Source organism: Aeromonas sp. FDAARGOS 1407, assembly GCF_019048725.1.
GTDB lineage: Bacteria > Pseudomonadota > Gammaproteobacteria > Enterobacterales > Aeromonadaceae > Aeromonas > Aeromonas enteropelogenes.
Genome location: NZ_CP077399.1, coordinates 3,096,953 through 3,112,803, shown reverse-complemented (window position 1 = coordinate 3,112,803; position 15,851 = coordinate 3,096,953). Strand labels below are relative to the sequence as shown.

Genomic DNA, 15,851 nt, shown 5'->3' with positions numbered 1-15,851 from the left:
GATCAATAGAAAAATGGCACGACGTAGGGAAATCCGAGCGCGACCAAAACCAGCACGGCCACGCCCCAGAAAATGAGCTTGTAAGTAGCTCGCACTTGGGGAATCGCGCAAACCTCACCCGGTTTGCAGGCGGCTGACGGCCGGTAGATGCGCCGCCAGGCGAAGAACAACGCCACCAGCGCCACGCCGATAAAGATGGGGCGATAGGGTTCCAACACCGTCAAGTTGCCGATCCAAGCGCCGCTGAACCCCAAGGCGATCAGAACCAGCGGCCCGAGGCAGCAAGCCGAGGCGAGGATGGCGGCCAGCCCGCCAGTGAAGAGCGCGCCGCACCCGTTTTGAGGTTCAGACATACGTTTGTCCTTTCGAATCTGAATTGGATAGCTTAAGCTTACTTCCGTAGTTATGTACGGAGTCAAGCGATATGGAAAACAATTTGGAGAACCTGACCATTGGCGTTTTCGCCAGGACGGCCGGGGTCAATGTGGAGACCATCCGGTTCTATCAGCGCAAGGGCTTGCTCCCGGAACCGGACAAGCCTTACGGCAGCATTCGCCGCTATGGCGAGACGGATGTAACGCGGGTGCGCTTCGTGAAATCAGCCCAGCGGTTGGGCTTCAGCCTGGATGAGATCGCCGAGCTGCTGCGGCTGGAGGATGGCACCCATTGCGAGGAAGCCAGCAGCCTGGCCGAGCACAAGCTCAAGGACGTGCGCGAGAGGATGGCTGACCTGGCGCGCATGGAGGCCGTGCTGTCTGATTTGGTGTGCGCCTGCCATGCGCGGAAGGGGAACGTTTCCTGCCCGCTGATTGCGTCACTGCAAGGGAAGAAAGAACCGCGCAGTGCGGACGCGGTGTAGCCCGAGGGAACTACGCCTTAGCGTGCTTTATTTTCCGTTTTCTGAGGCGACTCCAACGTCAGAAAAGACCGTGCGGTCGACTTTTGATATTTCGTGCTGTCGCCTTCTGAAAGTGACATCGGGATCCTCGGCCGACAAGGTGCAACAGCCGACGATGCCGTCGCTGCAACTCGCGACTAGGAGCTCGGATCTCAGGACGAAGGTCTCCGCGAATGTCCGGTCGATCCGCGCGACGTCCCAGGCGGGCGTTCCCTTGGCGGACATCCACGCCGCAGCGTCGTGCATCAGCCGCACAACCTCGTCGATATCACCCGAGCAGGCGACCCGAACGTTCGGAGGCTCCTCGCTGTCCATTCGCTCCCCTGGCGCGGTATGAACCGCCGCCTCATAGTGCAGTTTGATCCTGACGAGCCCAGCATGTCTGCGCCCACCTTCGCGGAACCTGACCAGGGTCCGCTAGCGGGCGGCCGGAAGGTGAATGCTAGGCATGATCTAACCCTCGGTCTCTGGCGTCGCGACTGCGAAATTTCGCGAGGGTTTCCGAGAAGGTGATTGCGCTTCGCAGATCTCCAGGCGCGTGGGTGCGGACGTAGTCAGCGCCATTGCCGATCGCGTGAAGTTCCGCCGCAAGGCTCGCTGGACCCAGATCCTTTACAGGAAGGCCAACGGTGGCGCCCAAGAAGGATTTCCGCGACACCGAGACCAATAGCGGAAGCCCCAACGCCGACTTCAGCTTTTGAAGGTTCGACAGCACGTGCAGCGATGTTTCCGGTGCGGGGCTCAAGAAAAATCCCATCCCCGGATCGAGGATGAGCCGGTCGGCAGCGACCCCGCTCCGTCGCAAGGCGGAAACCCGCGCCTCGAAGAACCGCACAATCTCGTCGAGCGCGTCTTCGGGTCGAAGGTGACCGGTGCGGGTGGCGATGCCATCCCGCTGCGCTGAGTGCATAACCACCAGCCTGCAGTCCGCCTCAGCAATATCGGGATAGAGCGCAGGGTCAGGAAATCCTTGGATATCGTTCAGGTAGCCCACGCCGCGCTTGAGCGCATAGCGCTGGGTTTCCGGTTGGAAGCTGTCGATTGAAACACGGTGCATCTGATCGGACAGGGCGTCTAAGAGCGGCGCAATACGTCTGATCTCATCGGCCGGCGATACAGGCCTCGCGTCCGGATGGCTGGCGGCCGGTCCGACATCCACGACGTCTGATCCGACTCGCAGCATTTCGATCGCCGCGGTGACAGCGCCGGCGGGGTCTAGCCGCCGGCTCTCATCGAAGAAGGAGTCCTCGGTGAGATTCAGAATGCCGAACACCGTCACCATGGCGTCGGCCTCCGCAGCGACTTCCACGATGGGGATCGGGCGAGCAAAAAGGCAGCAATTATGAGCCCCATACCTACAAAGCCCCACGCATCAAGCTTTTGCCCATGAAGCAACCAGGCAATGGCTGTAATTATGACGACGCCGAGTCCCGACCAGACTGCATAAGCAACACCGACAGGGATGGATTTCAGAACCAGAGAAAGAAAATAAAATGCGATGCCATAACCGATTATGACAACGGCGGAAGGGGCAAGCTTAGTAAAGCCCTCGCTAGATTTTAATGCGGATGTTGCGATTACTTCGCCAACTATTGCGATAACAAGAAAAAGCCAGCCTTTCATGATATATCTCCCAATTTGTGTAGGGCTTATTATGCACGCTTAAAAATAATAAAAGCAGACTTGACCTGATAGTTTGGCTGTGAGCAATTATGTGCTTAGTGCATCTAACGCTTGAGTTAAGCCGCGCCGCGAAGCGGCGTCGGCTTGAACGAATTGTTAGACATTATTTGCCGACTACCTTGGTGATCTCGCCTTTCACGTAGTGAACAAATTCTTCCAACTGATCTGCGCGGGAGGCCAAGCGATCTTCTTCTTGTCCAAGATAAGCCTGTCTAGCTTCAAGTATGACGGGCTGATACTGGGCCGGCAGGCGCTCCATTGCCCAGTCGGCAGCGACATCCTTCGGCGCGATTTTGCCGGTTACTGCGCTGTACCAAATGCGGGACAACGTAAGCACTACATTTCGCTCATCGCCAGCCCAGTCGGGCGGCGAGTTCCATAGCGTTAAGGTTTCATTTAGCGCCTCAAATAGATCCTGTTCAGGAACCGGATCAAAGAGTTCCTCCGCCGCTGGACCTACCAAGGCAACGCTATGTTCTCTTGCTTTTGTCAGCAAGATAGCCAGATCAATGTCGATCGTGGCTGGCTCGAAGATACCTGCAAGAATGTCATTGCGCTGCCATTCTCCAAATTGCAGTTCGCGCTTAGCTGGATAACGCCACGGAATGATGTCGTCGTGCACAACAATGGTGACTTCTACAGCGCGGAGAATCTCGCTCTCTCCAGGGGAAGCCGAAGTTTCCAAAAGGTCGTTGATCAAAGCTCGCCGCGTTGTTTCATCAAGCCTTACGGTCACCGTAACCAGCAAATCAATATCACTGTGTGGCTTCAGGCCGCCATCCACTGCGGAGCCGTACAAATGTACGGCCAGCAACGTCGGTTCGAGATGGCGCTCGATGACGCCAACTACCTCTGATAGTTGAGTCGATACTTCGGCGATCACCGCTTCCCTCATGATGTTTAACTTTGTTTTAGGGCGACTGCCCTGCTGCGTAACATCGTTGCTGCTCCATAACATCAAACATCGACCCACGGCGTAACGCGCTTGCTGCTTGGATGCCCGAGGCATAGACTGTACAAAAAAACAGTCATAACAAGCCATGAAAACCGCCACTGCGCCGTTACCACCGCTGCGTTCGGTCAAGGTTCTGGACCAGTTGCGTGAGCGCATACGCTACTTGCATTACAGTTTACGAACCGAACAGGCTTATGTCCACTGGGTTCGTGCCTTCATCCGTTTCCACGGTGTGCGTCACCCGGCAACCTTGGGCAGCAGCGAAGTCGAGGCATTTCTGTCCTGGCTGGCGAACGAGCGCAAGGTTTCGGTCTCCACGCATCGTCAGGCATTGGCGGCCTTGCTGTTCTTCTACGGCAAGGTGCTGTGCACGGATCTGCCCTGGCTTCAGGAGATCGGAAGACCTCGGCCGTCGCGGCGCTTGCCGGTGGTGCTGACCCCGGATGAAGTGGTTCGCATCCTCGGTTTTCTGGAAGGCGAGCATCGTTTGTTCGCCCAGCTTCTGTATGGAACGGGCATGCGGATCAGTGAGGGTTTGCAACTGCGGGTCAAGGATCTGGATTTCGATCACGGCACGATCATCGTGCGGGAGGGCAAGGGCTCCAAGGATCGGGCCTTGATGTTACCCGAGAGCTTGGCACCCAGCCTGCGCGAGCAGCTGTCGCGTGCACGGGCATGGTGGCTGAAGGACCAGGCCGAGGGCCGCAGCGGCGTTGCGCTTCCCGACGCCCTTGAGCGGAAGTATCCGCGCGCCGGGCATTCCTGGCCGTGGTTCTGGGTTTTTGCGCAGCACACGCATTCGACCGATCCACGGAGCGGTGTCGTGCGTCGCCATCACATGTATGACCAGACCTTTCAGCGCGCCTTCAAACGTGCCGTAGAACAAGCAGGCATCACGAAGCCCGCCACACCGCACACCCTCCGCCACTCGTTCGCGACGGCCTTGCTCCGCAGCGGTTACGACATTCGAACCGTGCAGGATCTGCTCGGCCATTCCGACGTCTCTACGACGATGATTTACACGCATGTGCTGAAAGTTGGCGGTGCCGGAGTGCGCTCACCGCTTGATGCGCTGCCGCCCCTCACTAGTGAGAGGTAGGGCAGCGCAAGTCAATCCTGGCGGATTCACTACCCCTGCGCGAAGGCCATCGGTGCCGCATCGAACGGCCGGTTGCGGAAAGTCCTCCCTGCGTCCGCTGATGGCCGGCAGCAGCCCGTCGTTGCCTGATGGATCCAACCCCTCCGCTGCTATAGTGCAGTCGGCTTCTGACGTTCAGTGCAGCCGTCTTCTGAAAACGACAGGTCAGAAGGTCGAAAGGAACCCATATGACCGGCAAAAAGTGGCACTTTCGCTCGCGTCACACGGGCTTGGTCTATTGACCTGTGCCAGTGATACAAATGAAAACGGGCCACTCCGTGATGGAGGGCCCGCAAGGGGTTTTTAGGTGCCCATCAAGGGCCAGAGATATCTGTTTACTACATATGTTAGAGCTACTCGCCGAGGAGCCTAATGACAAAGGGACTCGTTTTTATCTGAATGGTACATATGTACCATGCAGGTAGTCTCGCACCATCATGACGAATTAACGGACTCGTTATGATCTGAATGGTACATATGTACCATGCAGGTAGCCTCGCCCCATCTTGACGAATTAACGGACTCGTTATGATCTGAATGGTACATATGTAGGTTGCAGGTTCGACTTAATGATGTGTTGTGCTACCAGGCATCCGCAATACCTTAGCCAATTCAGCCTTCTTGACCTTACGTTGCTGGTGAATAAACAGAGTGCCACTGGTCAATACTGCCAGGGCCAAGGAACTCAGGATCATCTTCTTCATTGGTATTCATCTCCATTCATGTTGTAGAAGTGTGGTGGCATATAGCGAGCCATCATCGCGTTGACGATGACCGATGCAAATGCCGTCAATGCCGCTTTCAAGGCATCGAGCAGCAGGGCTTTCGTGAAGTCGTTCATAACAGTCACTCTTGGGAAATATCCAAGTGGTAAACCTCCATCCGGTAATAGGTGAGAAAGTTCCTCTCCCAGATCCGGTAGAGGTCCATGGTTGTGGCCAACGGCCGTTCTCCACACCAGGGGTCGTAGAACACCCCGGCGGCGAAGTCGAAATCCAGCGACTTAGTCAGCTCATCGGTGACATAGCAGAACTCCGTCACATAGAGGAGCCCCCAACTCCCAGTCCGTTTCTCCAGACGAATTTCGACCGGACGGTAACCACCAGTGTCGGCGGAATAATCGGGACTTCGGAAGTTGAGGGTCAGGGCAGTGGCATCGGGGTAGCTGCCGATGATCTTGTCAAACAGAGCCTGTAGCTGTTTGGATGGGGTCATAGCAGCCCCCTATCGGCAAACGAGACGATGTCGTGCTGTCCCACCACAAAGTGGTCGAGCACTCGCACGTCAACCATCTCGAGCAACTCCTTGAGACGAGCTGTGACAGCCTTGTCGGCATCCGAGGGATCGACCATACCAGAGGGATGGTTATGGGCCAGAATGACCGCTGCGGCGTTTTTGTTGAGAGCCGCCTTGACCACCTCACGGGGGTGAACGGTGCCAGCATTGATAGTGCCGAAGAACAGCTCTTGGTAATCGAGTAGCCGATGCTGATTGTCGAGCAGCATGACGGCGAACACTTCCCGCTCGTATTCACCCATCTTGAGCCGAAGGAAGTCTGCGGCCGCTTTGGGCTGAGTGAAGGCATGGCCCAGATGCCGCTGTCGGCTCTCCAGAATGGCCAAAGCTTGATTAATGATGTGATCGCCCTGTCCGGGGTGATCATCATAGTGGTGTGTCATAACAGTAACCTCGCGTCGTTTGGATACACGAGTTACTTATGCCAAGAACACTCCGCATTATTGATAAATTAAATACTGGACATTCAGGTATAAGCCCAGTGATGACTCACCCAGCACCCTCTTGTCAATATACCTCAAGCAATGTTATTAATTACTTGGGTTGATAATTCCAGGTAAAACAGGGTTCTGTTTAATCCACATGGTGTTTGGCAACACATTCGACTTACGGCAATCGATATAAGCCAAACGAAACCAACCATGAGGAAACACCTATGCGTTATCAACACGAAGCACACAGCAGCTATTTGTTAATGAGTCGCACACTGGCGCAAAGTTTGCCCGGCCAACACAAGCTGAATATTCTTTTTTCAGATTGTGACCATGCTGGCACACAAGCATTGTGGATTGTGCCTTGTGATGAAAATCCGATTCAGGGCCGTCTATTCGGTGAATTAAACGTAACACCGCAGCAGATTGCCAAAATCCATGAAATCATGGACTTTTATGGCGTTGATGGCGGTGTTGCCCAGAATACGATGGCTACCGATATGGCTCCATTACCGGTATTGAGATGCGTTGCAGATACTATCTATCATTGCGTCAGATAACGCCAAATTACTTGAGCTGCTTGCTATAACCACAAGGGGTCCTTCGGGACCCCTTGTTCATTCAACAGTTAAGATTACCCAACCGATTGCAACACCAAGCGAGGTAATTAATCTGCCGATTTCTATGCATTAATACGATCTTCTCTATGCTACCGATGATAAGAAAAGTTCATAGATATGCCTCAAAATCGGCAGTTGACCATAATCACCTCTTCCCCCTCCTGTTATTAGGCTGGGGAACAATGGTGCCAATTAACCCCACTTAATTCTGATGGCTCAATCCCCCCTGCAAGCCTTTGAGCAAGATATCCAGGAGTAGGCTCTGGATACGGTTGGCCGCCTCGGGTCGAGAGAGGTAGTCCAGCGACATGCCGTTCTGAATATCCATCCGCTCGATCACAGCCGCATCAACCGCCTTGGGATAGTCACCCAGCATGATGGCGTCACGGGGGTTATTTCGCACCTGATCCATCAAGGGCTGGTTTTCCGCAATCTTGCTGGCCATCCCCTGTAGCCAATCCAGCTTGTCCCCATCAGTCACCTCTGTACCAAACAGATCGTTCAATTGCTCCAGGATGTGAGAGAGGAAGTCTTTCTTCTCCTCTTTTGCTTTGGCACTGCCGAGCGCCGAGATGCCCTGCAAGCCATTGCCGCTTGCGTCAGCTTTGAGCTTGAGATCCTGAGTTCGTTTGGCCTTGAGGTTGTAATGGCTCAGCAACACTTGGGAGAGGTCAATCTCGTCCTCCTCCAGTAACTCCTGACGCAACATCGGCAGCAGGTGGCGAGCGAACACGCAGAGCCGCTCCAATGATTCGTCATCAAAGGCGGTGATCTGGGAGACAAACTCATAGAACCGCACATAGCTGTTGAGATCTTTCTTGAAGAGATCCAGCTCGCCCCGGGCTTCGGTCGCTTCTTTGACCCGCCGTTCGGCATTTACTTTGTCAGTCGCAGACCCGCCTTCACGCTCGATGCGTTTGAGCATCTGGCGACACTCCCGCACAGCTTCACTCGCCAGCTTGTAACGTTTGGTGAACCGCTCGACTGCCGGTTTGATATAACCGGGCAAGGCTTCGGCCCCGCGCTTGGGATCGAAATAGGCATCACTAAACGCCTCCACCTCGCTCCAGGTAAAGATGCCCGTCGCTTTCAGCTTGTGGAACAGGTCATAGACCAGATTGGGATCGGATACGGTATCGAGGGTGGCTGTCTCAAAATATTTTTGGAACTCCTCCAGTACATCCTGCGGATCATTCACAAAATCGAGCACAAAGGTGCTCTCCTTGCCGGGATAGGTGCGGTTGAGGCGAGAAAGGGTCTGGATGCAATCCACTCCTGTCAGCTTCTTGTCCACATACATGGCACACAACTTGGGCTGATCAAAACCGGTCTGAAACTTGTTGGCCACCAGCATCACCTGATAGTCCTGGGTATCGAATGCCTTACGCATGTCCCGCCCATTAAGCTCGGGGTTCATGTTCCGCTCGTTAAAACTCTGCCCTTCCTCTTCGATGTCGCCAGAGAACGCCACCATGGCACGAATAGCACCATAGCCTTGCTCTGTTACATACTTGTCGAACGCCAGCTTGTAGCGAACCGCCTCCAGCCGACTCGACGTCACAACCATCGCCTTGGCCTGCCCGCCCAGGAGATTGGCCACGTTGGTGCGGAAATGCTCAACGATGATCGCCACTTTCTGGCCGATATTGTGCGGGTGTAGCCGCACCCACTTGGATAGCCTGATGCGAGCCTTCTTGGCATCCACTTCCTTATCCGCCTCTTCTGCCTTCATGGCGAGTTTGTAGGCAAGCGAATAGTTGGTGTAGTTCTTCAGCACGTCGAGGATAAAACCCTCCTCGATCGCCTGACGCATGGAGTAAACATGAAATGGCTTGGGCTTGTTATCCGGGCCAAGCGGCATCATTGGGTTCGCAGGGCGGCCAAACAACTCCAGCGTTTTACCCTTCGGGGTAGCGGTAAAAGCGAAGTAGCTGATGTTCTGGCTGCCGCCACGAGCGGCCAGCGTCATGTTCATCACATCTTCGCCACTGAGTTCCTCTTCCCCATCCAGCTGCTCGGCCATCAAGACTTCACGCAACTGGCGAGCCGTGCTGCCGGTCTGGCTTGAATGCGCCTCATCGGCAACCACAGCAAAGCGAGAGCCTTTCAGCGTGGTCGACTCCTGAATAGCCTTGAGTACGTGCGGGAAGGTTTGAATGGTGACGATGATGATGGGCGTGCCGCTGGCCAGTGCATCGGTCAGCTGTGCTGACTTGGAGCCATCTCCCTCTTCACGGTTGATGCGGCTCACTACCCCATCAGCATGGTCAAACTGGGCGATAGTCTCTTGCAACTGGCTGTCGAGCACCGTTCTATCGGTAATCACGATCACCGAATTGAACAGTTTCTCCCCTTTATCCAGGTAGAGCGAGGCCAGCTGATGGGTCAGCCAGGCAATGGAGTTGGATTTGCCAGACCCCGCCGAGTGCTGGATCAGGTACTTCTGACCAGCCCCCTCTTGCCCCACCGTGGCCAACAGATTCTGAACCACTTTCCACTGGTGATAGCGAGGGAAGATCATCGTCTCTTTCCTCTTCTGCCGCCCCAGCTCATCCTCTTCTACCTTGACCTCAAGGTGCAGATAGCGGCTCAGTATCCGCAGGAAGTTATCCGGTTGCAGGATCTCTTGCCACAGATAACCGGTAGCAATGCCCTCCTCACCATTCACTGGCAAGGGCTGATCATTGCCCGCCCCACCCTCACGGGTGCCCTGATTGAATGGCAGGAAGAAAGTCGAGTCGCCCGCCAGCTTGGTGGTCATCGCCACCTCGAACTGATTCACTGCAAAGTGCACCAGCGCCCCGCGGCGAAAACTCAGTAGTGGTTCATCACGCCCATTGGTCTTGGGCAAGCGATCTTCCCGATACTGCTTCTTGGCATTCTCCAGCGACTGCTTGAAACAGGATTTGAGCTCCAGTGTCGCTACCGGGATGCCGTTCAAAAAGAGGGTTAGATCGATGCGGCCATCATAGCCGTGGGGGCTATAGACCAACTCTGGCACAACCCGTAGCCGGTTGGCCTGATAACGAGCCAGCAACTCGGGATTCAAGTCATGATCAGGCTTGAAGCTGGCCACCTTGAGTCGATGACCGCGATCTTCAATCTGGTTACGCAGCAGCCACAGGGTTCCCCCTTCACTGCGTTTCAGCTGGCGCACCGCACCATCCAGAAGATGGCGTTCCGGCAGCTCGCCATAGGTCTTGCAGTATTTCTGCCACCCCTCAGGCTGGCTCTGTTGCACAAAGGCGATCAAGTCTTCCGGGTAGAGAGCTCGCTCTTTGTCGTAATAAGATGACGACCCCACCAGCCAACCCGAAGCGGCCAACTGCTCGATGATATGGTCTTGAAACGCCTTTTCCCGTGCTTTGTTATCCATTGTTATTCCAAATCATATTCTTGTCGCTTTTATTCATATCCAGCTGAAAACGGATTGAATTGCATCACCGATTGTTCTTTCCACTCATCGCGCTACCGGGGACACGATAGTCCATTGCATCGCTTTTCCTACTTTTGACTTTATCCAGGGTAATCCCCCCATTTTTTGGAGCACTCAAAAGTAGAGGTCATGCGGCCTGTGCCAAGCGCTGTTTCGGCGTGTAGCCGCCCAGCGCCATATTGGGCCGCTCATGGTTATAAACCCACAGCCAGTTCGTGGCAAATTCCTGTAACTCATTCAGTGACTCAAACAGGTAATGGCCCAACCAGTCGTAACGCACAGTGCGGTTAAATCGCTCTATGTAGGCATTCTGCTGCGGGTTGCCTGGCTGGATATACCTCAGCGCAATCCTCTTCTGCTGCGCCCATTGCTTGAGCTCTTCGCTGATGTATTCCGGACCATTATCACAGCGGATTGCGGCTGGTTTGCCCCGCCACTCGATAACCTGCTCCAGCACCCGTTTGACTCGCGAGGCAGGCAAGGAAAAATCCACCTCGATGCACAGTGCTTCGCGATTGAAGTCATCGATCACATTAAACAACCGCACCGAACGACCATCGCTGAGCTGGTCATGCATAAAGTCCATCGACCAACAGTGATTCGGTTGGTCAGGGACTGCCAACGGCTCCGGCTTGGCCCGCACTAGCCGCTTCTTGGGTTTTATCCGCAGATTGAGCTCTAGCGCCCGATAGATCCGGTAGACCCGCTTGTGGTTCCAGCCAAAGCCTTTGACGTTACGCAGGTACAGGAAGCACAGTCCGAAACCCCAGTTGCGCTGGTTGGCGGTGAGGCGCAGCAGCCAGTCGGCAATTTCCTGGTTTTCATCAGCCAGCACGGGCTGATAACGGTAGCAACCCTCGCTCACCTTGAACACCTGGCAAGCCAGACGGATAGAAATGGCGTAATGAGCCACAGCCTTGGTCGCCATCTCCCTGCGGGCAGATGGCGTCACCACTTTTTTGCCATCGCCTCGGAGATGATCTCAGCCTTTAGGCGCTCCTCGGCATACATCTTCTTAAGGCGACGATTTTCCTCTTCCAGCTCTTTGAGGCGCGCCATGAGAGAGGCATCCATGCCACCGAATTTGGAGCGCCACTTGTAGAAGGTGGCGGAGCTGATGCCATGCTCACGGCAGAGCTCAGGGACGGGTGAACCAGACTCGGCCTGCTTGAGGATGGCGATGATCTGTGCATCGCTAAAGCGTGATGTTTTCATGTAGAACCTCCTGCGTTCAAGATACGAGAAAATTCTACTTATGAGCACCTCAGTTTTTCGGGGGGATTACCATCCAGCAACTGCTCGGGGACTATAGTCGGCAGATCAACAGTAACGTCTTGCTGTTTAACCGCAATGCCAGTACCGGCCCGAACCCATCGTTAACCAAGCTGGTGGACGCCCGACTGGTAGTAGCTAATGAGCTACCAGAGGGATCTCGCATGGATGAGAACCTAGTGAAAGCCATGACGGGTGACGACATCATTGTCGCTAGGGCCCCTTATGCCAAGAGCGAGATGGAGTTCCGTCCCCGCTTCTCACTTGTTATGGTGGGGAACCACAAGCCAGTGATCCGGGATACCAGCCCAGGCATGTGGCGACGAATGATGATGATTCCCTTCAATGCAGCGTTTACAGGAGAGCAATTAGATCCGTACTTGATGCAGAAGCTTCAGGATGAACTGCCAGGTATCTTGAACTGGGCCATCCAAGGCACCCAGATGTGGTTGGCACAAGGGCTGAAACGGTCGATGCCAGCCAGCATCAAAGCCGATGTCGAGAGCTACCGTGCCGAATCCGATCTGGTGGGACGCTTTTTGGAAGAGTGCACTCAGCCAAGCAGTAACTACAAATGCACCATGGACGAGATCTACGCTGCTTTTAGCCGCTGGGCTCAGCAGGACAGAGAGTGGACCATGAGTAAAATCATCCTGAAGAAAAAACTTGTGGATAAGGGTTTCGAAGCAACACGCTACCGTAACAAGGCTGCAATTATTGGGATTGTGTTACGCGATGATGCATTTGATGCTTATCCAAGTGCATCCCCTACGCTCCGTCTTGCATCAAATCAATAACATTTTCGGGGCCTGCGGGCCCCTTTTCGTTGTCGGTTATGGCCCACATCACTGCCCCATACTGAGGCGGTACTCTGTGCACCTTCAACGTCATAACGTAAGCTGTGGAAATCGGTATCGATGGAATGATGGTTGCTAAACCATCATGCTGTATCAATTTAGGTTCGGCGTGTGCGATACCAAGTCACTCCACCTGTGGGAGATAGCCGCTTGTCTACTTCGAAGAGCTGGGAACAATGAATGACCTCCCGCCAACTACTACATCCGTACAGCTTTGGAGATAAGTCTGGCCACCGTTGGCCAATGCTATAAATGGCTTCGTTTAACTGTACCCAGCCGTTCTTGGCTAAGGAATGCTCTTCAAATTTCAGCTGTTGGATAATGGTGGTATTTTCCCAATTCTCGACAGGTTCACCCGGGATGATGCCGTACAAATAGAGACTCTCTCCGACTGGTGAGTTAATAAATTCAAGCAGTCTCTTCTTACTTTCTTCAAAAGCGATCAGGAGGGATTGTATCGTATCCCTATTGCTCTTGATGGTACTGGCTGCAGTAGACAGATAACTTATTGCCTCTTGGCAACTGGCCTCCGAGTTCAACGTAAAGCGTGACAGGAAATGATGCACCAGCTCATTTCGCAACTCGACCAATTGTTTGAGCTTTTCGCTCATCCACTCCCCGTCTTCCAGACCAACGCTGATGCTGATGTACGCTCGGTTGTGTAGGGCATCATCAATTTCTTGCTCATCGCCCAGCATAATTCTCTGGCTCCACTGACCAACCAAATGCCCCAGCGTCTTTCCAACTAAAAACTGGCGATAGCGTTCAATGTTGCCAACCAGCTCATCCGAAAATCCGCTCACCTTCATAGTGGGCAGGGCTGCTTTGAGCATCAATTCAAACTGCTGTAGCTGGAGGAGACATCGCCCGTACTCCAACGCAATTTGCTCTTTCAAGTCATTCAAATCAGATTGTGCCGTATCAGGCCTATTGTGTTCCAACGGAGCTCTTCCTTGTTCTCATTAGCATCCAGCTAACAGTGGCTATTTGAATTGAAGTACCTACTAGATGTTCACCAATGTAACGCGTTCATAGTGCAGCTTCGATAGCGGCATGTAACTTCTCGACTGCGACTCCACCACCGTACCTGTCGTAACTGATGGCACCATTGGTATGACCCAAGATCGCGGCAGCAAATTGAAGAGGAATACCTTTATCTTTCAGAATTGTCGCTACCGTATGTCTCAAACTGTGGAAATCTTTAGGCACCGGCCGGTTGCGGCTGAACCACTGCCCCCAAAGGTGGCTGTAGCCGTCTTGGCGATGGGGCAGTTCGACGAAGAGCCTTCCCCCCACCCTCTCTTGCACAAACGCCAGGAAGCCAGCCTCCAGCACCGCCGAATGGATCGGAATGAGCCGTTTGCTGTTGTCTGTCTTGAGCTTCTGGTCTGGTCTACCTGCCTGCACTTTGATACACCAGATGTTATCCACCAGCACAACATCATCGGCATAGAGCTGGCAGATCTCGTTGGCTCGGGCCCCCGTGTAGAGCCCCAACAGGGCTATCCAGCGGCGATAGGGCTCCTGCCTTTTCGCCCATTGGACGAACCTCTGTCTCTCCTCCATCGTGTAACCACTTCTGGCCTTGGTCTCTTTGACCCGCTGCAACTTGAGCCCAGCGAAATGGTTGACGATCCCCTCCTGATGGTTAGCCAGCCAGCTAAACAACAGGGAGAGCTTCTGGAGGTACTTGTTGATGGTGGCCGGACTCTTACCCGAGTTCAGTAGCCCATCCTTGAACATGACCACGTCAGCCTTGCTGTAGCCGGTCACAGGGCGATCCCCCAGCGCCTCGATAAAGGAGCCGAGATAGTTTTTCTGGTTCTTTCGCTCTTTGGGAGCCCAGGATAGGGCCTTCTCCTTCTGATAGCGGTCAATCAGGACTGACAGGAGCGGAGCAAGCGGTTTAACCGCCCGAGCCACCGGCTTGGTGCTCGATTGATTTGGTGGGATCTCTGATGCCTCAGCAGGCTCAACGCCAGATTTCGGTCTGGAACGCACGCAGGCAAGCAGCTGGGTCACCTTGTGGCGGGCACAAAGTTTGTCTCGGGTATGCAGGGATTTTTTGATCTCTTTACGACGACCACAGGGGAGCGTGGTGACTTTCCGGTAATACCAGATGCCGTGGGGACTGAGCCAGAGATTCATCGATGAGCTCCTCGTCGTCCACACAAAGTGGATGACCAAGGGCTTTAGGAAGCTAACTTATTGAATTGCAGAAAAAAGTGGTGGCCCTACCAGCCACATCCCGGCACTCGAGTCCCCCGCCTTGGCTGCTACCTTCCGGTCCTGACCAGGTCGACGGGTTATCAATGCGAGAGGACCAATAGGACCACCGGCGAGGAGAATAGGCAAACTGGCGTATCAATGCAACGGCTTTCTGCACCTCGGCAGTTCGTTTGCCTTATTTTTCAACAATCTGCCGAACAGATCAGCTAAACAGCATAAATTTCGCCCCCACCAGCAGCATCAACAGGGCAAATGCCTGCTTGAGGCGCTGGGGCGAGAGGCGGTGCGCCAACCTGGCTCCCACCCGGGCAAACTGGGTGCTGGTGAGCACGATGCCGACGAGGGCCGGCAGATAGATGTAACCCAGACTCCACTCGGGCAGATCGGGGTTGCCCCAACCGGCATAGAGATAACTGAGACTGCCTGCAAAGGCGATGGGCATGCTGCAAGCCGCAGACGCTGCCACTGCATTGCGCATCGGCACCGAATTCCAGCTCAGATAAGGCACGGTGAGCGAGCCACCACCGATGCCAAACAGCGCTGACATCCAGCCGATGATGGAACCCGCAATGCCGGTGCCCACCGGCCCCGGCATTTGACGCTCCGCTTTGGGCTTTAGATTGAGCCCCATCTGCAGCGCCATGGTCCAGGCGAAGCAGCCGATGATGATGTTGAGGGTACTGGCACTGAGCAGATTGGCGGTCATGCCGCCAAGCCAGGCCCCCAACAGCATGCCGACGGCCAGGCGTCGGATCATCACCCAGTCCACTGCGCCCGCTTCCTGATGCGCCCGAAGCGAACTGAAGCCGGTGAAAATCATGGTGGGCAGCGAGGTACCGAGGGCCAGGTGGGTCACGATGTCGGGCGCCACCCCCTGGGCATGAAAACTGAGTACCAGCACGGGCACTATGATGAGACCGCCACCGATGCCGAACAGCCCCGCCAGCATGCCGGCGAAGGCCCCCAGCAGCAGATAACCCATAAACAGCATAACGATTCCTTACGAAACGGCGCAGCCACGCACTGGCTCATGCTG

15 protein-coding genes, 1 other RNA gene and 2 pseudogenes are annotated in these 15,851 nt (G+C 54.7%); 4 read left to right on the top strand and 14 right to left on the bottom strand.

The features are described from left to right. Positions 1-2: 2 nt before the first annotated feature. The gene (gene merT / locus I6L37_RS14760; RefSeq protein WP_032454987.1) at positions 3-353 is read right to left on the bottom strand and encodes a mercuric ion transporter MerT; all 351 of its coding nucleotides are present in this window, start codon (positions 351-353) and stop codon (positions 3-5) included. Positions 354-424: 71 nt separating this feature from the next. Between merT and merR the strand changes: the two genes are divergently transcribed. After that, positions 425-859: an Hg(II)-responsive transcriptional regulator gene (gene merR, locus I6L37_RS14755; protein WP_000429838.1), complete on the top strand. Its 435-nt coding sequence runs from the start codon at positions 425-427 to the stop codon at positions 857-859. A 117-nt stretch (positions 860-976) separates the two neighbouring features. Here merR and I6L37_RS14750 read toward each other — a convergent pair. The 4 genes and pseudogenes from I6L37_RS14750 to aadA1 form a co-directional block, all read right to left on the bottom strand. Continuing rightward, a pseudogene (locus I6L37_RS14750) lies at positions 977-1,213 on the bottom strand (GNAT family N-acetyltransferase); the annotation flags it as partial. Between the two features lie 127 nt (positions 1,214-1,340). Then, positions 1,341-2,180 carry a sulfonamide-resistant dihydropteroate synthase Sul1 gene (gene sul1 / locus I6L37_RS14745; RefSeq protein ID WP_000259031.1) on the bottom strand — a complete coding sequence of 280 codons (840 nt, stop codon included), beginning with the start codon at positions 2,178-2,180 and terminating at the stop codon, positions 1,341-1,343. Beyond that, entirely contained in the window at positions 2,174-2,521 is a 348-nt protein-coding gene (locus I6L37_RS14740; protein ID WP_000679427.1) for a quaternary ammonium compound efflux SMR transporter QacE delta 1, read from the bottom strand. The genes sul1 and I6L37_RS14740 overlap by 7 nt, the downstream gene beginning before the upstream one ends. A 116-nt stretch (positions 2,522-2,637) precedes the next feature. Continuing rightward, positions 2,638-3,476: pseudogene (gene aadA1, locus I6L37_RS14735) on the bottom strand (ANT(3'')-Ia family aminoglycoside nucleotidyltransferase AadA1). A 145-nt stretch (positions 3,477-3,621) separates the two neighbouring features. Here aadA1 and intI1 point away from each other — a divergent pair. Beyond that, positions 3,622-4,635 carry a class 1 integron integrase IntI1 gene (gene intI1, locus I6L37_RS14730; RefSeq protein ID WP_000845048.1) on the top strand — a complete coding sequence of 338 codons (1,014 nt, stop codon included), beginning with the start codon at positions 3,622-3,624 and terminating at the stop codon, positions 4,633-4,635. A gap of 739 nt (positions 4,636-5,374) precedes the next feature. On the opposite strand, the gene I6L37_RS14725 is transcribed toward intI1, so the two are convergent. From I6L37_RS14725 to radC, 3 genes are read right to left on the bottom strand one after another with little or no spacing between them, the layout of a single operon-like run. Continuing rightward, positions 5,375-5,515: a hypothetical protein gene (locus I6L37_RS14725; protein WP_164470740.1), complete on the bottom strand. Its 141-nt coding sequence runs from the start codon at positions 5,513-5,515 to the stop codon at positions 5,375-5,377. 5 nt (positions 5,516-5,520) lie between these two features. After that, positions 5,521-5,889 (bottom strand): DUF2787 family protein, encoded by a 369-nt coding sequence (locus I6L37_RS14720; protein ID WP_216992233.1) that lies wholly within the window; start codon positions 5,887-5,889, stop codon positions 5,521-5,523. Then, positions 5,886-6,353, bottom strand: a complete 468-nt coding sequence (gene radC, locus I6L37_RS14715) for a DNA repair protein RadC (protein WP_073350485.1) — start codon at positions 6,351-6,353, stop codon at positions 5,886-5,888. Before radC ends, I6L37_RS14720 begins: the two co-directional genes overlap by 4 nt. A gap of 272 nt (positions 6,354-6,625) precedes the next feature. Between radC and I6L37_RS14710 the strand changes: the two genes are divergently transcribed. Continuing rightward, positions 6,626-6,961 carry a hypothetical protein gene (locus I6L37_RS14710; RefSeq protein ID WP_201968993.1) on the top strand — a complete coding sequence of 112 codons (336 nt, stop codon included), beginning with the start codon at positions 6,626-6,628 and terminating at the stop codon, positions 6,959-6,961. 262 nt (positions 6,962-7,223) lie between these two features. Here I6L37_RS14710 and I6L37_RS14705 read toward each other — a convergent pair whose 3' ends face one another. Together I6L37_RS14705 and I6L37_RS14700 are read right to left on the bottom strand one after the other, a co-directional pair. Beyond that, entirely contained in the window at positions 7,224-10,397 is a 3,174-nt protein-coding gene (locus I6L37_RS14705; RefSeq protein ID WP_216992232.1) for a type I restriction endonuclease subunit R, read from the bottom strand. Positions 10,398-10,584: 187 nt separating this feature from the next. Beyond that, a protein-coding gene (locus I6L37_RS14700) for an IS3-like element ISAs22 family transposase (RefSeq protein ID WP_088821966.1) occupies positions 10,585-11,672 on the bottom strand; the annotation gives its coding sequence in 2 pieces (ribosomal slippage) (positions 10,585-11,420 and positions 11,420-11,672; 1,089 coding nt in all). Positions 11,673-11,737: 65 nt separating this feature from the next. Between I6L37_RS14700 and I6L37_RS14695 the strand changes: the two genes are divergently transcribed. Beyond that, complete coding sequence (locus tag I6L37_RS14695) at positions 11,738-12,526, top strand: phage/plasmid primase, P4 family (protein ID WP_216994176.1); 789 nt, start codon at positions 11,738-11,740, stop codon at positions 12,524-12,526. 158 nt (positions 12,527-12,684) lie between these two features. On the opposite strand, the gene I6L37_RS14690 is transcribed toward I6L37_RS14695, so the two are convergent. From I6L37_RS14690 to I6L37_RS14675, 4 genes are all read right to left on the bottom strand, one after another. Further along, positions 12,685-13,527 carry an OST-HTH/LOTUS domain-containing protein gene (locus I6L37_RS14690; RefSeq protein ID WP_216992231.1) on the bottom strand — a complete coding sequence of 281 codons (843 nt, stop codon included), beginning with the start codon at positions 13,525-13,527 and terminating at the stop codon, positions 12,685-12,687. Positions 13,528-13,615: 88 nt separating this feature from the next. Then, the gene (locus tag I6L37_RS14685; protein WP_216992230.1) at positions 13,616-14,734 is read right to left on the bottom strand and encodes a site-specific integrase; all 1,119 of its coding nucleotides are present in this window, start codon (positions 14,732-14,734) and stop codon (positions 13,616-13,618) included. A gap of 84 nt (positions 14,735-14,818) precedes the next feature. Further along, positions 14,819-14,915: signal recognition particle sRNA small type (ffs, locus tag I6L37_RS14680), an RNA gene on the bottom strand. A 102-nt stretch (positions 14,916-15,017) separates the two neighbouring features. Further along, a complete protein-coding gene (locus I6L37_RS14675) occupies positions 15,018-15,806 on the bottom strand; it encodes a sulfite exporter TauE/SafE family protein (RefSeq protein WP_042029128.1) in 789 nt (262 codons plus the stop codon). Positions 15,807-15,851: the final 45 nt, after the last annotated feature.

What these genes read in the sequence shown, in the direction of transcription:
- radC (WP_073350485.1), bottom strand. Translation starts at nt 6,353, where the DNA reads ATGACACACCACTATGATGATCACCCCGGACAGGGCGATCACATCATT.
- I6L37_RS14705 (WP_216992232.1), bottom strand. Translation starts at nt 10,397, where the DNA reads ATGGATAACAAAGCACGGGAAAAGGCGTTTCAAGACCATATCATCGAG.
- I6L37_RS14720 (WP_216992233.1), bottom strand. Translation starts at nt 5,889, where the DNA reads ATGACCCCATCCAAACAGCTACAGGCTCTGTTTGACAAGATCATCGGC.
- merT (WP_032454987.1), bottom strand. Translation starts at nt 353, where the DNA reads ATGTCTGAACCTCAAAACGGGTGCGGCGCGCTCTTCACTGGCGGGCTG.
- sul1 (WP_000259031.1), bottom strand. Translation starts at nt 2,180, where the DNA reads ATGGTGACGGTGTTCGGCATTCTGAATCTCACCGAGGACTCCTTCTTC.
- merR (WP_000429838.1), top strand. Translation starts at nt 425, where the DNA reads ATGGAAAACAATTTGGAGAACCTGACCATTGGCGTTTTCGCCAGGACG.
- I6L37_RS14685 (WP_216992230.1), bottom strand. Translation starts at nt 14,734, where the DNA reads ATGAATCTCTGGCTCAGTCCCCACGGCATCTGGTATTACCGGAAAGTC.
- I6L37_RS14710 (WP_201968993.1), top strand. Translation starts at nt 6,626, where the DNA reads ATGCGTTATCAACACGAAGCACACAGCAGCTATTTGTTAATGAGTCGC.
- I6L37_RS14725 (WP_164470740.1), bottom strand. Translation starts at nt 5,515, where the DNA reads ATGAACGACTTCACGAAAGCCCTGCTGCTCGATGCCTTGAAAGCGGCA.
- I6L37_RS14675 (WP_042029128.1), bottom strand. Translation starts at nt 15,806, where the DNA reads ATGCTGTTTATGGGTTATCTGCTGCTGGGGGCCTTCGCCGGCATGCTG.
- I6L37_RS14740 (WP_000679427.1), bottom strand. Translation starts at nt 2,521, where the DNA reads ATGAAAGGCTGGCTTTTTCTTGTTATCGCAATAGTTGGCGAAGTAATC.
- intI1 (WP_000845048.1), top strand. Translation starts at nt 3,622, where the DNA reads ATGAAAACCGCCACTGCGCCGTTACCACCGCTGCGTTCGGTCAAGGTT.